The 14,640-nt window shown below is 48.1% G+C and carries 15 protein-coding genes and 6 tRNA genes; 9 read left to right on the top strand and 12 right to left on the bottom strand.

The window, feature by feature from the left end; all coding sequences use genetic code 11:
• Positions 1-302: 302 nt before the first annotated feature.
• From H5T88_10120 to rpmH, 8 genes are all read right to left on the bottom strand, one after another.
• The gene (locus H5T88_10120) at positions 303-2,852 is read right to left on the bottom strand and encodes a PQQ-binding-like beta-propeller repeat protein (protein MBC7330692.1); all 2,550 of its coding nucleotides are present in this window, start codon (positions 2,850-2,852) and stop codon (positions 303-305) included.
• A complete protein-coding gene (locus H5T88_10115) occupies positions 2,837-3,247 on the bottom strand; it encodes a methylated-DNA--[protein]-cysteine S-methyltransferase (GenBank protein MBC7330691.1) in 411 nt (136 codons plus the stop codon). Before H5T88_10115 ends, H5T88_10120 begins: the two co-directional genes overlap by 16 nt.
• A gap of 40 nt (positions 3,248-3,287) precedes the next feature.
• A complete protein-coding gene (gene uvrC / locus H5T88_10110) occupies positions 3,288-5,126 on the bottom strand; it encodes an excinuclease ABC subunit UvrC (protein MBC7330690.1) in 1,839 nt (612 codons plus the stop codon).
• A gap of 261 nt (positions 5,127-5,387) precedes the next feature.
• A complete protein-coding gene (locus H5T88_10105) occupies positions 5,388-6,020 on the bottom strand; it encodes a Jag N-terminal domain-containing protein (protein ID MBC7330689.1) in 633 nt (210 codons plus the stop codon).
• A 1-nt stretch (position 6,021) separates the two neighbouring features.
• A complete protein-coding gene (gene yidC, locus H5T88_10100) occupies positions 6,022-7,086 on the bottom strand; it encodes a membrane protein insertase YidC (protein MBC7330688.1) in 1,065 nt (354 codons plus the stop codon).
• A 12-nt stretch (positions 7,087-7,098) separates the two neighbouring features.
• Positions 7,099-7,320: a membrane protein insertion efficiency factor YidD gene (yidD, locus tag H5T88_10095; protein ID MBC7330687.1), complete on the bottom strand. Its 222-nt coding sequence runs from the start codon at positions 7,318-7,320 to the stop codon at positions 7,099-7,101.
• On the bottom strand, positions 7,317-7,664 hold the full coding sequence (rnpA, locus tag H5T88_10090) for a ribonuclease P protein component (GenBank protein MBC7330686.1): 348 nt from the start codon (positions 7,662-7,664) through the stop codon (positions 7,317-7,319). Before rnpA ends, yidD begins: the two co-directional genes overlap by 4 nt.
• Positions 7,661-7,792 (bottom strand): 50S ribosomal protein L34, encoded by a 132-nt coding sequence (rpmH, locus tag H5T88_10085; protein MBC7330685.1) that lies wholly within the window; start codon positions 7,790-7,792, stop codon positions 7,661-7,663. The genes rnpA and rpmH overlap by 4 nt, the downstream gene beginning before the upstream one ends.
• Before the next feature lie 288 nt (positions 7,793-8,080).
• On the opposite strand from rpmH, the gene H5T88_10080 reads away from it, so the two are divergent.
• From H5T88_10080 to H5T88_10050, 7 genes are all read left to right on the top strand, one after another.
• Positions 8,081-8,177, top strand: a tRNA-Ser gene (locus H5T88_10080).
• Between the two features lie 12 nt (positions 8,178-8,189).
• Positions 8,190-8,267 (top strand) — tRNA-Arg (locus H5T88_10075).
• Between the two features lie 4 nt (positions 8,268-8,271).
• Positions 8,272-8,348 (top strand) — tRNA-Arg (locus tag H5T88_10070).
• A 5-nt stretch (positions 8,349-8,353) separates the two neighbouring features.
• Positions 8,354-8,447, top strand: a tRNA-Ser gene (locus H5T88_10065).
• 15 nt (positions 8,448-8,462) lie between these two features.
• Complete coding sequence (locus H5T88_10060; GenBank protein MBC7330684.1) at positions 8,463-8,735, top strand: DUF3467 domain-containing protein; 273 nt, start codon at positions 8,463-8,465, stop codon at positions 8,733-8,735.
• A gap of 3 nt (positions 8,736-8,738) precedes the next feature.
• A tRNA-Arg gene (locus tag H5T88_10055) sits at positions 8,739-8,814 on the top strand.
• A 4-nt stretch (positions 8,815-8,818) separates the two neighbouring features.
• Positions 8,819-8,911, top strand: a tRNA-Ser gene (locus H5T88_10050).
• On the opposite strand, the gene H5T88_10045 is transcribed toward H5T88_10050, so the two are convergent.
• The 4 genes from H5T88_10045 to H5T88_10030 are packed head-to-tail and all read right to left on the bottom strand — an operon-like array spanning position 8,912 to position 11,997.
• Complete coding sequence (locus tag H5T88_10045) at positions 8,912-9,487, bottom strand: response regulator (protein ID MBC7330683.1); 576 nt, start codon at positions 9,485-9,487, stop codon at positions 8,912-8,914. It lies immediately after the preceding tRNA gene.
• Positions 9,469-10,827, bottom strand: a complete 1,359-nt coding sequence (locus tag H5T88_10040; GenBank protein ID MBC7330682.1) for a histidine kinase N-terminal domain-containing protein — start codon at positions 10,825-10,827, stop codon at positions 9,469-9,471. The genes H5T88_10045 and H5T88_10040 overlap by 19 nt, the downstream gene beginning before the upstream one ends.
• Positions 10,815-11,378: a 2-oxoacid:acceptor oxidoreductase family protein gene (locus H5T88_10035; GenBank protein ID MBC7330681.1), complete on the bottom strand. Its 564-nt coding sequence runs from the start codon at positions 11,376-11,378 to the stop codon at positions 10,815-10,817. Before H5T88_10035 ends, H5T88_10040 begins: the two co-directional genes overlap by 13 nt.
• Entirely contained in the window at positions 11,368-11,997 is a 630-nt protein-coding gene (locus H5T88_10030; protein ID MBC7330680.1) for an MBL fold metallo-hydrolase, read from the bottom strand. Before H5T88_10030 ends, H5T88_10035 begins: the two co-directional genes overlap by 11 nt.
• Before the next feature lie 199 nt (positions 11,998-12,196).
• Between H5T88_10030 and dnaK the strand changes: the two genes are divergently transcribed.
• Both dnaK and H5T88_10020 read left to right on the top strand, forming a co-directional pair.
• A complete protein-coding gene (dnaK, locus tag H5T88_10025; protein MBC7330679.1) occupies positions 12,197-14,101 on the top strand; it encodes a molecular chaperone DnaK in 1,905 nt (634 codons plus the stop codon).
• 18 nt (positions 14,102-14,119) lie between these two features.
• Positions 14,120-14,602, top strand: coding sequence for an Hsp20/alpha crystallin family protein (locus H5T88_10020; protein MBC7330678.1), 483 nt, complete (start codon positions 14,120-14,122; stop codon positions 14,600-14,602).
• The last annotated feature ends 38 nt before the right edge of the window (positions 14,603-14,640 follow it).

The following is a 14,640-nucleotide window of genomic DNA, read 5'->3' as shown; positions in this document are numbered from 1 at the left end:
TCTCAGGAATCGCCCCTAATGCCTCCCATCAACTTCGCATCTCTTATATTAACTTCTCTGCTGACCATATCTTATCGCCTCCGCTTCAATTTTAATAATCTATTCAAAAAATGCAACAAGAATTTAAAAAATTGGAGTGATACCGAAGGGGGAAAATATGGATTTTTAGGTTCACGTTCATGAAATGCCCCAACCCATCTCAGCTTCGATCAATAACTATCTTGAAAAGCAGGATATTACACAACCACTCAGAATCATGAAAAAAGATTTTCATGAGAAGAGACCAACCCCTATTTCCTCCTCTATTGTGCTAGGTCTGAAACTATAGCTATTTTCGTTATAAAATAGAGGTCAGCGCTGCAAAAGGGGATGTCTATTCTTGGGATAAGCTCTTGCAAATCTGCTTTTCTGAGCCAGGCAAAAGCCTTAAAGGCATCAAGGGAAAAATCGGGCGGGTCAATATAATTTTCACCATAATGGACCTGCCTTTCCTCCCCTACTAAATGCCAGGTGGGGCAGAGAAGCTCAAATGTCTGCCAAACTTTATCAATAGAATCGGAAGCTTCCTCTTTGACAATAGCTGAAACATCCGGAGTTAGGTTATGGAAAAGGGCTATCTTTGCTTTATGGGGGCGAATGGAAAAAAAGAGCAGGTCGCCCTCTCCGATGAATTTATCCCATTCGGCTATGCCAGAAAATATTGGGAGCTTGATATTTTCCCCGCACCTCCTCCACCAATCTATATATACCTTTTTAATCTCCTCCAATTTCTCTCTTGCCTCCTCCCGGATGGAGACATCCCCTATTTTCTCCGCCATCCTCTCCAAAGCGATTAAGGAGGAGAGATATTTATTAGCGAATAAATCTCCCTTCCCTTCCTCCATCCTCCAACCGCTCTCTTCAAACGCTCTAAAGCATTCCTTTATCTCCTCCCATCCCTCTTTTACTTTTTCCCATTCTCCACAACGCTCGGCATAAAGATAGATTGAATAGATGTTTCCGAAGGGATGAGGAATTTCAACACCATTTTCCCGCAAATGGGGAGGAATAGGATACCATTCTCTTCCCATACCACCTTTTAAATCATATCTACAGGCAGGCGAATAGGGAGGATGTTCCCACCACTCCTTGTTGAGGAATTCCCTCACTTTTCGCTTCAAATTCTCAGAAAGATGGGGGTAGGCAAGGGAAAGAGCTTCAAATACTTCTCCACTATGGCTGAAGAAAAATTCCCTGCCCGCTAATCCCGGTTCAACATACAGGGGCTTCCATCTCTGCGAGAGGAGTTCTTCAACAACACTGTTGAGAAGCTTTTTCAGTTCGCTCACGCTGAAGAAATCCACTTTGGGTGAGCTTGAGGTTATTGGCACGCTCTGCTCTTCTATTCCCAAATCCCTTGCAGGTTCTCTTCCGGCGCCCATTTCTAAGCAGATTATCCTGCTTCCCACTTGCCAATAGATGCGATTCCCCACTACAGCAATGCCACCGCGAGCAGGACCATGCCATTCGTTGCGCGCCCAAGGAAGATTGCGAAATCCTCCCCAACTATCCCTTTCGCCCCAAATGGGAAAGAGGTTTCTTGAATTAAAATCAAAACCACTAATCGTTCCTTGATGGATAATCAAAAGAGTTTCGCCGACAAGGAGAAAATTTTGGCTTTCATCAGCGGTTCCCCAGAAAGTATTCCAGGGCGGCTGAATCCCATTAGTGTGAAACAGGGGAGTGATGCGGTTTTTAAATATATCAAGGATACCCAATGAGACAAGGGGAGCGACGCCAAGGTTCCAGTTTCCATATGCGCTGCGGTAAAGGACTATGAGTCGTCCATCGTTTAGAGCTACAGGCATATTACCGATGCCCTGACAACCACCCGTCCATAGAATGGGCGGAAATGGCATCTGCTTTCCACTTTCAGCGTCAAAGATGAAGAAGCTGCGCGCCTCCGGATGAGAATCAAGATAGCGAACTATCAACTCCTGTTCCTTTTCCCAAAGCTCAGGATTGCCCATCGCTTTTTCGCTTTTAATCCAATCATCCAATTTTCTCCAATCGCTATCGTCTATGCCCGCATTCTCGCATATCAAATGCCTATCCTGCGCTATCAAACGCGCCATATTCAAGACAGGATTTGTGCGAATAATGACAAAGGCACGCCCATTAGCTTCCGCTATTATGGGGAAGTAATCACGAGCTGTCTGACCCGTTAGAGGCTCCGATTCCCAAAGCATTTTCCCTTTTTCTGCCTCAAGGCAACGAACCCTCATATCCTCTGCAACGAAAAAGACCCTCCCATTCCAGAAGGAAGCTGTTTGACGAATGGGGGCAGCGCAGTTAAAAGACCAAAGCAATTTTCCGCTTTGAAGCTCAAGGGCAATGAATTTTCCGTTGCGAGAGCCTATGAAAACCTTGTCCTCTGCAATCAAAGGCGATGAGGAGAAACCTCCTCTCCCGACGAAGAAACTCCACTTCAATTTCCCATTCTTGCAATCAAGGGCGTAGATATATCCGTCTGTTGAGCCAGCAACTGTTAAACCAGAGGAAAAAGCGGGTGAATGTAGGAAAGCGCCATTCGCTTTGAACCGCCAAAGAGGCTCTCCATTTTGCGCATCAAGCGCGTAAAGGTTCCCATTCTGCGTGCCAATGAAAAGCTTTCCCTCACCTATTATGGGTTCAACGCATGAGCTGATTTTCTCGCCTTCAAAGTGCCTGACCCAAAGGAGGTGGAAAGGAGGTCGCAACTCACCTTTGACAAATCCTTTTCTATCAACTGCCCCCCTCAATGTCCCCCAATCAGCGAGAAGGACACCTGTTAGCAGAAGGAAAACCGTCGCTCTCTCTAAACTGCTGAACATCCCTCTAATTTTAATAGCAACCTTTTCCATTCCAAGCCCCAAGAAAAACCGCCAAGCCCTCCGTCCTTCCTTATCACTCTATGGCAGGGGATGATGATGGGGATTGGATTCCTCGCTAATGCTTGTCCAACCGCCCTCGCCTTCCTCCTATCTCCCAACCTCTCCCCTATCTCCTCATAACTTTTCACCTCACCCCATCTAATTCCCCTCACCTCCTCAAGAACCCTTTTCTGGAAAGGGGAAAGCGTTGACAAATCAACTGGGAAATGGGAAAAATCCACTTCATCTCCGGAGAAATATCTTTCCAAAGCTTCCTCCAACTCGGGATATCGTTCGCCCTCTACCCTTTTATTTTCTGGCTTTGCGAGATAAACTAACCCCTTCTCGCTCGCCATCACTTGAATCCAGCCAAACTTCGTTTCTATAGCGAATGTATTAACCTTCCTCTTCCTCCTTTTCTCCTTCTTTATTGAGAACCTCCAAAAGCCTCTCCGCAACCTTCAAGGGAACTCCCGCCAATCTCGCTATCTTATCCGGAGAGGCTTTCCTCAGCTCCTCAAGCGTGCCGAAGACATCCAAAAGCATCTTCCTCCGCTTCTTTCCAATCCCCTCAACTTGCTCCAAGGCAGACATAAAAGCAGCCTTCTCCCTCCTTCCCCTGTGCTGGGTGATAGCGAAGCGATGCGCCTCATTTCTTATCCTTTGAAGGAGATGAAGCGCCTTTGAATCCTCGGGCAATCTCAAGGGCTGAGGTGAATCAGGAAGATAGATTTCCTCCAGCCTTTTCGCCAAGCCTATTGTTGGCGGAAGGATGTTCTCCTCAAAGAGAACCTCCAAGGCGCTTGAGAGATGCCCCTTACCTCCATCTATCACAATCAAATCGGGGAAGGGAAGGAATTTCTCGTCCCCCTTCTTTCCTCGCAGTATCCTTCTTCTTAGAGTTTCCTTCATCATCGCGTAATCATCAGGTATTTTCTCGGTATATTTTATGTTGAATTTCCTGTATTTAGATTTTTGAGGTTCGCCATCCTCAAAAACTACCATTGAACCGACCGCCTGATTTCCTCCCAAATGGGATATATCATATCCCTCAATTCTCCGGGGTATTTTGTCAAGATTGAGAGCCAATCGCAAAGCCTCCAAGCTCTCCATAGCCCTTCTCCGCTTCATCTCCCCTTCCTCCAACTTCGCCCGCAGAGCGATAGTGGCGTTCCTCCTTGCCATCTCCACGAGCTCCTTCTCCTCTTCATTCTCAGCCTTCCTTATCACCACCTCCCTATGCTTCCTCTCACTCAGCCATCGGGATATAAGCAGGGCATCTTCGGGCACATCCTCAACGATGATGAGGGGAGGTGGAAGTTCACCCTGATAGTATTGACGGATGAAGGAAGAGGTGATTTCCTCCCTGCTCTCCCCCTCCGCCCCCTGTAGGATGAAATGCCTTCCCCCAATCAACCTTCCCGCGCGAATCATGAATACCTGCGCCCCTATAACATCCTCCGCTTGAGCAAAGGAGATGACATCCTCATCAACAGGCTCTGTGAAGACGACCTTCTGCTTATCAATGACTCTGTCAAGCGCTCTAATTCTATCCCTCAATTTGGCAGCTTGTTCAAAGTTAAGCTTCTCCGCCTCCTCCATCATCCTATTCCAGAGCTTTTCCCTCAGTTCCTCGCTGTGTCCTTCAAGGAAAGTTATAACCTCGTTCACTGCCTCCATATATCTTTCCCTTGACACAGCACCGGAGCAGGGGGCGAGACATTGTCCAATGTGATAGAAGAGGCAAGGGCGGATGTTTTCCCCTCCTGTAAGGGGGAGATTGCATTGCCTTATCTGAAAATTCTTTCTCAAAAGGCGAAGGACTTCCCTTAAAGATTTGGAATCCGCATAGGGTCCGAAATAGCGGGCACCATCCTGTCTAATCCTCCTGACGATGACAATGCGCGGGAAGGGCTCGTTTAGGGTGATTTTAACGAAGGGATAATGCTTGTCGTCCCTCATCCTTATATTGTAAGGGGGTTTATATTTCTTAATCAGGTTGAGCTCAAGTATGAGGGCTTCCGTTTCGGAATCAGTAACTATCCATTCCAAATCAGCGATGTTCTGGCGGATGAGGGAGACCTTCAATGAGCCATCGTATTGCCCGAAATAGGAGCGAACCCTATCCCTTAGGGAGGCAGCTTTCCCCACATAGAGGACATTGCCTCTCTTCCCTTTAAAAATATAGACCCCGGGCGATGTGGGAACTTGCTTCAACTTCTCCTCAAGCGCCATAGCATATAATATTATACCTAAATGGGAAAATTGTTCAAAAATCTGTATAACTCCATTTCAGTTCGCAGAGTCCTTATAGGGGAATACAAGGCTCCTTATCTTTTAGATAGGCTTCTATTTTCTTCTCTTTGGATTTGGATGAAGGGATGCAGCTTATCTCCCAGCCCTTTGGTTCTTAATTGCTGAAGATGCTTTTGCCTTGTGTTTGGAAGAAGATGGTGGTCACCCGTGTCAATTACGCTTTTCCGTCTGACTACTCTTCTAACCCCCTGGCTTTTCTCTCCCTTCCTTTGGGGCGATGATTAACCTGCGGTTTGGCTCCTCTCCCTCGCTATATGTGTAGACATAGGGGTCGTCCTTGAGGGTGTTGTGAATGATTTTCCTCTCCGCTGATGTAAGGGACTCAAATTTAATCGGCTTTCCTGTAAGCCGGACCTCCCTCGCCGCTCGCAAGGCTAAATCCCTTAATTTCTCCTCCTTCCTTCTTACATAGCCATTTACATCCAATCTAACCAACTTCTTTTTCTCCCTGCCCTTATTTATGATGGTGGAAACAAGCACCTCTATAGCCTTCAGCGTCCTACCTCCCTTGCCGATTAACAAAGCGCCATTTGCTTGCGTAGCTACTTCTACCTCTATGAGCTCCTCCCTCTCCCTAACTGCTATTTCTCCCTTTATGCCAATTGCATCCATTATCGCCCTTATCCAGCCCTTAACTTTATCCCCCAGTCCCTCCTTTAGGGTTACCCTGACCTTTGCCTGCCCTATAAGACCACCCCACCTTGGATGCTGGATTATCTCAACCTCCACATCCTCCCTTTTCGCTCCTAACTCCTCCAATGCCTTCTCAATCGCCTCCTCAATCGTCTTTCCCGTTGCCTCAACAGTCCTCATCTCAACTCACCTTCTCAACCGATGTCCTTGGCTTCCTCATTATTAGCCACTGCTGGACAGTCGTGGCTATATTGAGAAGAAGCCAATAGAAAATGAAAGCCGAGGGTAGAAAGCGGAAGAACATTATGAAGAAAAACAGCATCATAATTGACATCATCAAACTCTGCTGCCTCTGCTGAGGGTCGGAGGGAGATGTCAACCACATTGATAAGAAAAGGCTTATCGTGTAGATTATGAAGAGAGGGAGGTCTGGCTGAGCTAAGCTTTTTATCCAGAGAAAACCAACTTGGTTAAATTGGTAAGCGTAATCCCTAATCATAAAATAGGGAAGGAAAAAGATGGGCCATTGGATTAGAGTAAGCAAACATCCTGAAAAGGGATTTACTTTTTCCTCCCTAAAGAGGCGAGCTGTTTCCTTCTGAAGCTTGCGAGGGTCATTCCTGTATTTTTTCTGTATCTCCACTATACGAGGCTGGATTTCCTGCATCTTCTTCATACTTTTAAACTGAGCATTTGTAATTGGCCAGAGGGGCAATCTCACCAAAATTACGAGCACAACGAGGGCAAGGACATAGCTATAGGAGCGATTTTTCCCCAAAGCTCTCACAAGGAAATCCATCACTTTATAAAGGGTGTCGTTTTTATGCAATTCATCCAACTTGCGGAGAGCGATTTCATTCGCAGGAAGGGTTATCTTCCGCCCATTTTCCTCTATTTCCAATTCCTTATTCCTGAAAGGCTCCTGCTCCAAGCGGGAGTAGAACTGAATAGCCTTTTTCTTGTCCATCAATTTTTTCTCGTAAATCTCTCCTAAGCGGAGGATGGCATAGGGAGTTTTCTCGCTTAATGGGTATTTCTTTATTATCTCTTCGTAGAGCTTAATCGCTTCGTAAATTGTGAGTGAATTCTTCTCTTTCTCCTCTGCCTGCTTAAAAATCTTCGCAACCTTCTCTTCTGGAACTGGAGGTGGTGGCTTTGGACGATAGAAGAGCCAAGGTAGGAGAAAAATACCCATCATAAGTAAGAGGAAAATCAAAGAAGCAAGGACATTTTGGCGTCTCTGCATAGTTTTCTCTCCTCAGGGAACGGGGTCGTAGCCTCCGGGACTAAAGGGATGACACCGAAGAATACGTCTAACGGAAAAATATAACCCTTTCAGAGCACCGTGCTTGACTATGGCATCAATCGCATATTGGGAACAAGAGGGGACAAATCGGCAGGAAGGAGGAAGAGGAGAGGAAAGAATTTGATAGAAGCGTATGATAGCGATTAGGAAGTATCTTGGAAGCTTAGCCATCATAGAATCCCGCTCTTTCTTAGAATCCTCTCCATTTCCTCCTTCACTTCCTGCAATTTCGCTTCCTTTAACCTCTCAATGGCATCGGGGAGGGGCATAATAACCATATGATGACCTTTGCGGAAGTGCGGGAGGAGAAGGCGATAAGCCTCCTTTATCAACCTTCTCATACGATTTCTATCTATAGCCCTCTTCTGTTTTCTGATGATAACAGCCAATCTATATTCACCGTTTTCCAGGGGCAGATAATAAATAGATAACAATGAGCCCCTCCTTTTTCTTCCTTTCGCAAAAACTTCTTTAATATCGTTTGTATGTAGCAGACGGTTTTCACGAGGGAGGGTCAAACGGTTAACCTCCAGCGCCCTTTTTGGCGCCTGCGCTTTAAAACTCTTCTTCCTCCCTTAGTGCTCATTCTTGCGAGGAAGCCATGCGTTCTATATCTCTTCCTTTGTTTTAATTTGATCAGCTTCATACTTTCACCTACCTATAGGACATCATTTCTTATAAAATTTTAATTGGGAATGTTTGAATTGTCAACAAACTGTATAATTCCATAACATTTGGGAATCCTTAGGAGACTTCCCATATTGCTTGAATATAAAATCCTTAGGAGAATCTACCCTGGATTTTTAGGTCTTATAGAAAATAATTTTTTTGAAATGCCAAAAGCTTCCTTTTTCCCTTATACTTTTGGGAATTATTCATTCACTACAAAGGTATTGGCAAAGTAAAATAGAATTGTTATAATTGTGTTTGGGTTGGAGAGGTGGCCGAGCGTCGGTCTAAGGCAGCCGCCTGCTAAGCGGTTGGACGCCCAAAAAGGCGTCCCGTGGGTTCGAATCCCACCCTCTCCGCCAGAAAAATAGAGGGCGCCCGTAGCTCAACCCGGATAGAGCGTTGGCCTGCGGAGCCAAAGGTTACAGGTTCAAATCCTGTCGGGCGCGCCAAAATGCCCCGGTAGCTCAAGAGGATAGAGCGGGACCGTCCTAAGGTCAAGGCTGCAGGTTCGAGTCCTGCCCGGGGCGCCAAAATGGGAGAGGTGGCCGAGTGGACGAAGGCACTCGACTGGAAATCGAGTGAGGGGCTTAAAGGCTCCTCCGTGGGTTCGAATCCCACCCTCTCCGCCAGAAAGGAGTGTTAAAATGAACAAAGAAGTTAAGATAGAAATTCCACCCGACTTGGAGGGCATATTCTCAAATTTGGCGGTGATTACCCATAATGAAAGCGAGTTCATCATTGATTTTATTCAAACCGGTCCCGGTGTCCCGCCAAAAGTGAAGGTAAGAATCTATTTGACACCTCAGCACGCCAAACGCTTCCTTTTCGCCCTACAGGAAAATCTCGGAAAATACGAGGCACAATTCGGAGAGATAAAGCTTCCCCCTAGGATAGGGGGAGATGTAATAAGGGAATAGAGGGCCCCCGTGGCCAAGCGGATTAAGGCACGGGCCTCCGGAGCCCGGATCGTGGGTTCGAATCCCGCCGGGGGCGCCAAAGCGGAGAGGTGGCCGAGTGGACGAAGGCGCTCGACTCGAAATCGAGTGAGGGTCTAAGAAGCCCTCCGTGGGTTCAAATCCCACCCTCTCCGCCATCATTCCTTGATTTCCAAGGCTATGATTACTGCTTCCGCCACTTCTTTCATCGGCTTGCGGTATTCCATACTCCGCCTCTGCAAGTATCTATAAGCATCCTCCTCGCCTATCCCCAAATGCTTCATCAATAAACCCTTAGCTCTCTCCACCAATTTCCTCACCTCCAAAGCCTCCCTCAAGGAGGAAACCTCCTTCCTCAGCTCCTGCAGTTCCCTAAACCTCGCCATAGCCATCTCTATAGCCGCAATTAAACTTTCTTTGGAGAAAGGCTTCACCAAGTAAGCAAGCACTCCTATCTCCTTCGCCCTATCTATGAATTCCCTATCCGCATAAGCTGTTAAAACAAGTGTCGCTATTCCCTTCTCCATCAGTTTCTCCGCCGCCTCAAGACCGTTCATCTTGGGCATTTTTATATCCAATATGGCTAAATCGGGCTTCTTCTCCTCCCCCACCTCCACAGCCCTCTCCCCATCACCCGCCTCCCCCACCACTTCATATCCACTCTCTTCCAACATCTCCCTCAAATCCATCCTTACAACTGCCTCATCATCAGCTATCAATATTCTAAGACCCATATCGCTATCTCCTTCGGGAAAACCACCTTCGCCCTCGTCCCACAATTGGAAGCAATCTCAAATCTACCTCCCAGCTCCTCCGCCAACCCCTTCACAATAGATAAACCCAACCCATAACAGAAATCCTTCGGGAGCCCCCTACCATCATCTATCACCTCCAGCACGAGTTTATCCCCTTCCTCACTTAGCTTTACCCACAAATTGCCACCCTCCTCTCCAAATGCATAGCGAAAGGCGTTTTGCAAGAGCTCGTTCAAAATTATCGCTATGAGTGAAACTACAGGAGGAGAAAATAGGGGGGAAATTCCCTCCAAGTGGACTTCTACTTTCTCCATCCCTAAAGAGCGTTTAGCGGTGCATACAAGCCTTTCTGCAAGCTCCCGAAAATCCACTCCCTCTATCCCACCCTCCGAGAGAAGCTCGTGAACCGTGGCTATGCTTGACAGCCTATCTATCGCCTCGTCTAAAGCAGCTCCCGCTGATTCCTCGTTCACTCTCCTTCTTTGCATCCTCAATATGCTTATCACTGTTTGCAGGATGTTCTTTATTTGATGATGCATCTCCTGAAGAACCTCAGAACGAAGCATCTTCTCCTGAAGACGACGCCGCAATAGAGATATGTCGCAAAGAACAGAGAGGGAATAGGTATCCACAAGCTCTACATCCCTTTTCAGGATTATTGTGGAGCCAAATTGAATCTCCTGTTCGCTATAGAGCTCTTTTCTCCTGCTTATCAGCCTCACCGCACCCTCTAACTCCTGCTCCTCAAATCTCTTATGGAGGGGTGAGCCTATGCCTATCTTCCTATAGATAGCCCTCGCTCGCTCGTCAGCGAATATTATCTCCCCATCCTTCCTTAAGACCTTGCCATCTCCTTGCTTTAGCATCTGAAACAATATCCTCTCATCCATCTTACCCGCAAACAATGAGCGGTTTAAAAGAGAGGCTATGAGGCGTAGATAAGGAGAGTAAGTGCGAGTCATCCTCCTCTGCAAAAGATTTTGGTCTACCTCTATTATCCCCACAAGTTCGCCAGCGATTAGAACCGGCGCCGCCCACCTCCAAACTGGTATCCCCCTCACCATCTCACCCTCAACCCCCTTAATTAGTTTCAATTTCTCAAGAGCAAGAAAAGGAAGAGAATCAGTATGAGGGGAAAGTATCTCTCCTTCCCTGCTTCTCCGATAGATAAAGGGAGCAGTTGAGGGCTTTGCGTGAAAAATGACTTTTAGATTATTCTCTTCCGTTGGACGGAGAAAGAGAAGCTCCGCATGGGCTATGTCGGCGAGGAGAGGAAGGGAAAGGGATATTTCCTCCAGAAAATCTTCTATTCCCTCCATCTTCTTGCGTATTCTTGCCCTTTGTATAGCGCTTTCTCATTTAAGGGGATGGCTTCCCTCCTGCGGGCAGGAATGACCTTCGGCATAACGGAGATAACCGTCTGGAGCGAAATAACCGGAACGAGCTCCAGGTAGGCGCCAAGCATAACGAAGTTAGCAACCCTTGCTGAACCAACTTCCTCCGCAAGCTCGTTTGCAGGAAGAGCGTAGATTTTCCAATCGTCCCTTTGGGGGATTTCCTCGCATAGCGAGGAGTTGAGGAAGAGCCTCCCACCGCTCTTCAACTCCTCGGCTACATCCAAGAAATTTCCGTGCATAATTATCACTGTATCGGGCTCTATCCCAACTGGTGAGCCTATCTCTTCAGTGGAAATAATCGTCCTGCAGTAGGCGAATCCACCTCTCATCTCGGGACCATAGGAGGGATACCAAAGGCAGTTCTTCCCCTCCTCCATAGCCGCATAGGCTAAAACTTGACCCATAAGCATTAGCCCCTGTCCACCCAAACCAGCGATGAATATTTCCTCATAAAAAGAATTTCTACCGCTCATTTTTCAATACCACTACCTTAACGGGAGTAGGAAGCTTTTCTTTCTCTATTTCCAAGTAGGGAAGCCTTTCCACATCCACCTTACCCCTCAGGAACTCCTCAACTCCGCTGATGGGAAAATCAATCTTCTCCGTCTTATAGTGCATAGGTATGACGATGTTGGGCTTCAGAAGGGAGACTATCTCGCTGGCTTCTCTCGCGTCAATTGTATAGAAGCCCCCCACTGGGATGAGCAATATGTTCACTTCGCCTATTTCCCTCAACTGCTCTTGAGATGGGATGTGTCCCAAATCGCCCATATGACAGATTTTCACTCCGTCAACTTCAAAAACGAACACGGTATTGCGTCCTCTCTTGCTTCCCCTTGCCTCATCGTGGAATGTTTCAATCGCTTTGAAATTTATCCCCTTTACTGTCGCAGACCTTTTCACCACCTCAGGATTTCCTTTCACCTCATTAACTGCGTTATGGTCGAAGTGGTCGTGGGAAACAGTGACGATGTCGGCAGACTCGTTTATCGGCGAATATCCTATATTGGGCTCATAAGGGTCGGTGATAATTCGGAGCCCTGAGGACGAGGTTATGAGAAAACAAGCGTGTCCCAGCCAATCTATCCGCATTTTTCTTACCTCCTTTCTATTTTGTTATAGATATTATACCCCAATTTAGGAAGAAAATACAAGCAAGACAAGGGTGTGGAAAGACCATAAGGAGAGGCGAAATTTGAAATTTTATTTTAAAAAATTTTTGAAACTTAACTTGCCAATGGTATTATAAAGTGCTATTATATATAGTGGAATTAAAAAGGAGGTGCATAAAATGGCAAAGGCAGTAGGAATCGATTTAGGCACTACCAACTCCGTGCTCGCCATCCTTGAGGGTGGTGAGCCCGAGGTCATCGTTAATGCGGAGGGAAGCCGTCTCACCCCCTCTGTAGTCGCCTTCACCAAGAGCGGGGAGAGGCTCGTCGGCATCCCCGCTAAAAGACAGGCAGTTATAAATCCTGAAAATACAATCTACTCTATCAAGAGGTTTATGGGAAGGCGCTACGAGGAGGTGGAGACGGAGCGCCAGCGTGTCCCCTATAAGGTTGTGAAGGGACCTAAGGGTGAGGCGAGAGTGTATATACCCGCCGCTGGGCGAGATTTTGCTCCCGAGGAGATTTCGGCGATGATTCTAAGGAAAATGAAGCAGGACGCCGAAGCCTACCTCGGTGAGGAGATAACCGAGGCGGTGATAACCGTTCCCGCCTACTTCAATGATGCCCAGCGCACGGCAACTAAAAATGCGGGTGAAATCGCAGGGCTCAAAGTTCTTCGCATAATAAATGAGCCCACCGCCGCCGCTATGGCATACGGCTATGGTAAGGGCAAGAGCGGTAAGATTCTCGTCTGGGACCTCGGGGGTGGAACATTTGATGTATCCATCCTTGAGGTCGGAGAAGGGGTCTATGAAGTGCTTGCCACCGCTGGTGATACCCACCTCGGTGGAGATGACTTTGACGAGAGAATCGCCAACTACCTCGCAGATGAGTTTATGAAACAGCACGGGATAGACCTCCGCAAAGACCCCCAAGCCCTTCAGCGTCTCATAGAAGCGGCGGAGAAGGCAAAGGTAGAGCTCTCAACCCTCACTCAGACGGTCATCAATCTTCCCTTCATCACCGCTGACGCAAGCGGTCCGAAGCACCTTGACATGGTGCTGACGAGGGCTAAGTTTGAGGAGCTCACCGCTGATTTGGTAGAGCGATGCGTCGGTCCCTTCAATCAAGCGTTGTCCGATGCGGGGCTGAAACCCTCAGACCTTGACGATGTCATCCTGGTTGGCGGAGCCACGAGGATGCCCTGTATCCAGAACCTCGTTAGACGCCTTGTGGGGAAGGAACCCCGCAGGGATATCAACCCCGATGAAGTTGTGGCTATGGGAGCAGCTATCCAAGCCGGTGTCCTCAAGGGTGAACTAAAGGACATCGTCCTCATAGATGTCATCCCCATCACTCTTGGCGTTGAAACCCTCGGCGGCGTCTTCACTCCCATCATTGAACGCAATACCGCCATTCCCGTGAGGAAGAGCGAGATATTCACAACCGCTGCTGATGGGCAAACCACTGTGGAAATCCATGTCCTTCAGGGCGAAAGACCCCTTGCTAAGGACAACCGCTCCCTTGGTCGCTTCCATCTCACGGGAATACCACCCGCTCCTCGTGGGGTTCCTCAAATTGAAGTTACCTTCGATGTAGACGCTAACGGTATCCTTAATGTCACCGCTAAGGACCTCGCAACCGGCAATCAACAGTCCATCACCATCACCGGTTCCACCAACCTCACGAGGGAGGAGATAGACAGGATGATAAAGGAGGCGGAGATGCACGCCGAGGAAGACAGACGCCGCAAGGAGGAGATAGACCTTCGCAACAGCGCCGATAGCCTCCTCTACACTGTTCAGAAGACATTAGACCAGCTCGGCGACAAGGTTCCACCCGCCGAGAAGGCGGAGGTTACGAAGGCGATGGATGAGCTGAAGGAGGCTCTGAAAGGACAGGACTTGAACCTCATAAGGCAGAAGATGGACGCTCTTCAAAGGGCTTCCTTCAGGATATCCCAAATCCTCTACCAGCAGGCATCCTCGCAGGCGGGCGCCCAATCAGCTGGTGGTGGTCCAACACAAACCCCACCTCCACCAGGTGATGAAGGCGTCATAGACGCCGACTACAAGGAAGAATAAAAGCGAGGTGTGAAGGGGATGCCCCGCAAGAGAGAAAATCTAAAAGGAAAGGAGGTGAGAAGTATGGGACTGATGAGATGGAGACCCTTTGAGGAGCTCCTCTCCCTCAGAAGGGAAATGGACCGCCTCTTCGACGAGCTCTTTGAGCGCCGACCTACCCGCCGTGAAGAGTTCCATCCTCTCACCGACATAAAGGAGACGGAGAACGAGTTCATCGTTAAGATGGAGCTTCCCGGCGTTAAGCCGGAGGATGTAGAGATTACGCTGACGGGGGACACCCTGACCATCCGTGGCGAGAAGAAGGAGGAGGAGCGCACGGAGAAGGAGAACTATCTCCGTGTTGAGCGCTGCTACGGCGCCTTCCAACGCTCCTTCACTCTCGGCACCGCCGTCAAGGCTGACGAGGTAAAGGCTACCTACAAGGACGGCGTGCTGGAGGTCAGGGTGCCCAAAGCCGAAGAGGCTAAGCCGAAACCCATTAAAATAAAGGTAGAGAAGTAAAGCCAGTTTGTCAATACCTATGGGGCATCCCCTTCCCC

It is taken from the genome of bacterium (assembly GCA_014360495.1).
Lineage (GTDB): Bacteria > Armatimonadota > JACIXR01 > JACIXR01 > JACIXR01 > JACIXR01.
This window is presented reverse-complemented; position numbering and strand designations above follow the sequence as displayed.

Coding starts and splice junctions, on each gene's coding strand:
- H5T88_10060 (MBC7330684.1), top strand. CDS start 8,463: ATGAACAAAGAAGTTAAGATAGAAATTCCACCCGACTTGGAGGGCATA.
- H5T88_10020 (MBC7330678.1), top strand. CDS start 14,120: ATGCCCCGCAAGAGAGAAAATCTAAAAGGAAAGGAGGTGAGAAGTATG.
- uvrC (MBC7330690.1), bottom strand. CDS start 5,126: ATGGCGCTTGAGGAGAAGTTGAAGCAAGTTCCCACATCGCCCGGGGTC.
- H5T88_10120 (MBC7330692.1), bottom strand. CDS start 2,852: ATGTTCAGCAGTTTAGAGAGAGCGACGGTTTTCCTTCTGCTAACAGGT.
- H5T88_10035 (MBC7330681.1), bottom strand. CDS start 11,378: ATGAGCGGTAGAAATTCTTTTTATGAGGAAATATTCATCGCTGGTTTG.
- H5T88_10045 (MBC7330683.1), bottom strand. CDS start 9,487: ATGGGTCTTAGAATATTGATAGCTGATGATGAGGCAGTTGTAAGGATG.
- H5T88_10030 (MBC7330680.1), bottom strand. CDS start 11,997: ATGCGGATAGATTGGCTGGGACACGCTTGTTTTCTCATAACCTCGTCC.
- rpmH (MBC7330685.1), bottom strand. CDS start 7,792: ATGAAGCTGATCAAATTAAAACAAAGGAAGAGATATAGAACGCATGGC.
- yidD (MBC7330687.1), bottom strand. CDS start 7,320: ATGATGGCTAAGCTTCCAAGATACTTCCTAATCGCTATCATACGCTTC.
- H5T88_10115 (MBC7330691.1), bottom strand. CDS start 3,247: ATGGCGAGCGAGAAGGGGTTAGTTTATCTCGCAAAGCCAGAAAATAAA.
- H5T88_10105 (MBC7330689.1), bottom strand. CDS start 6,020: ATGAGGACTGTTGAGGCAACGGGAAAGACGATTGAGGAGGCGATTGAG.
- yidC (MBC7330688.1), bottom strand. CDS start 7,086: ATGCAGAGACGCCAAAATGTCCTTGCTTCTTTGATTTTCCTCTTACTT.
- dnaK (MBC7330679.1), top strand. CDS start 12,197: ATGGCAAAGGCAGTAGGAATCGATTTAGGCACTACCAACTCCGTGCTC.
- H5T88_10040 (MBC7330682.1), bottom strand. CDS start 10,827: ATGGAGGGAATAGAAGATTTTCTGGAGGAAATATCCCTTTCCCTTCCT.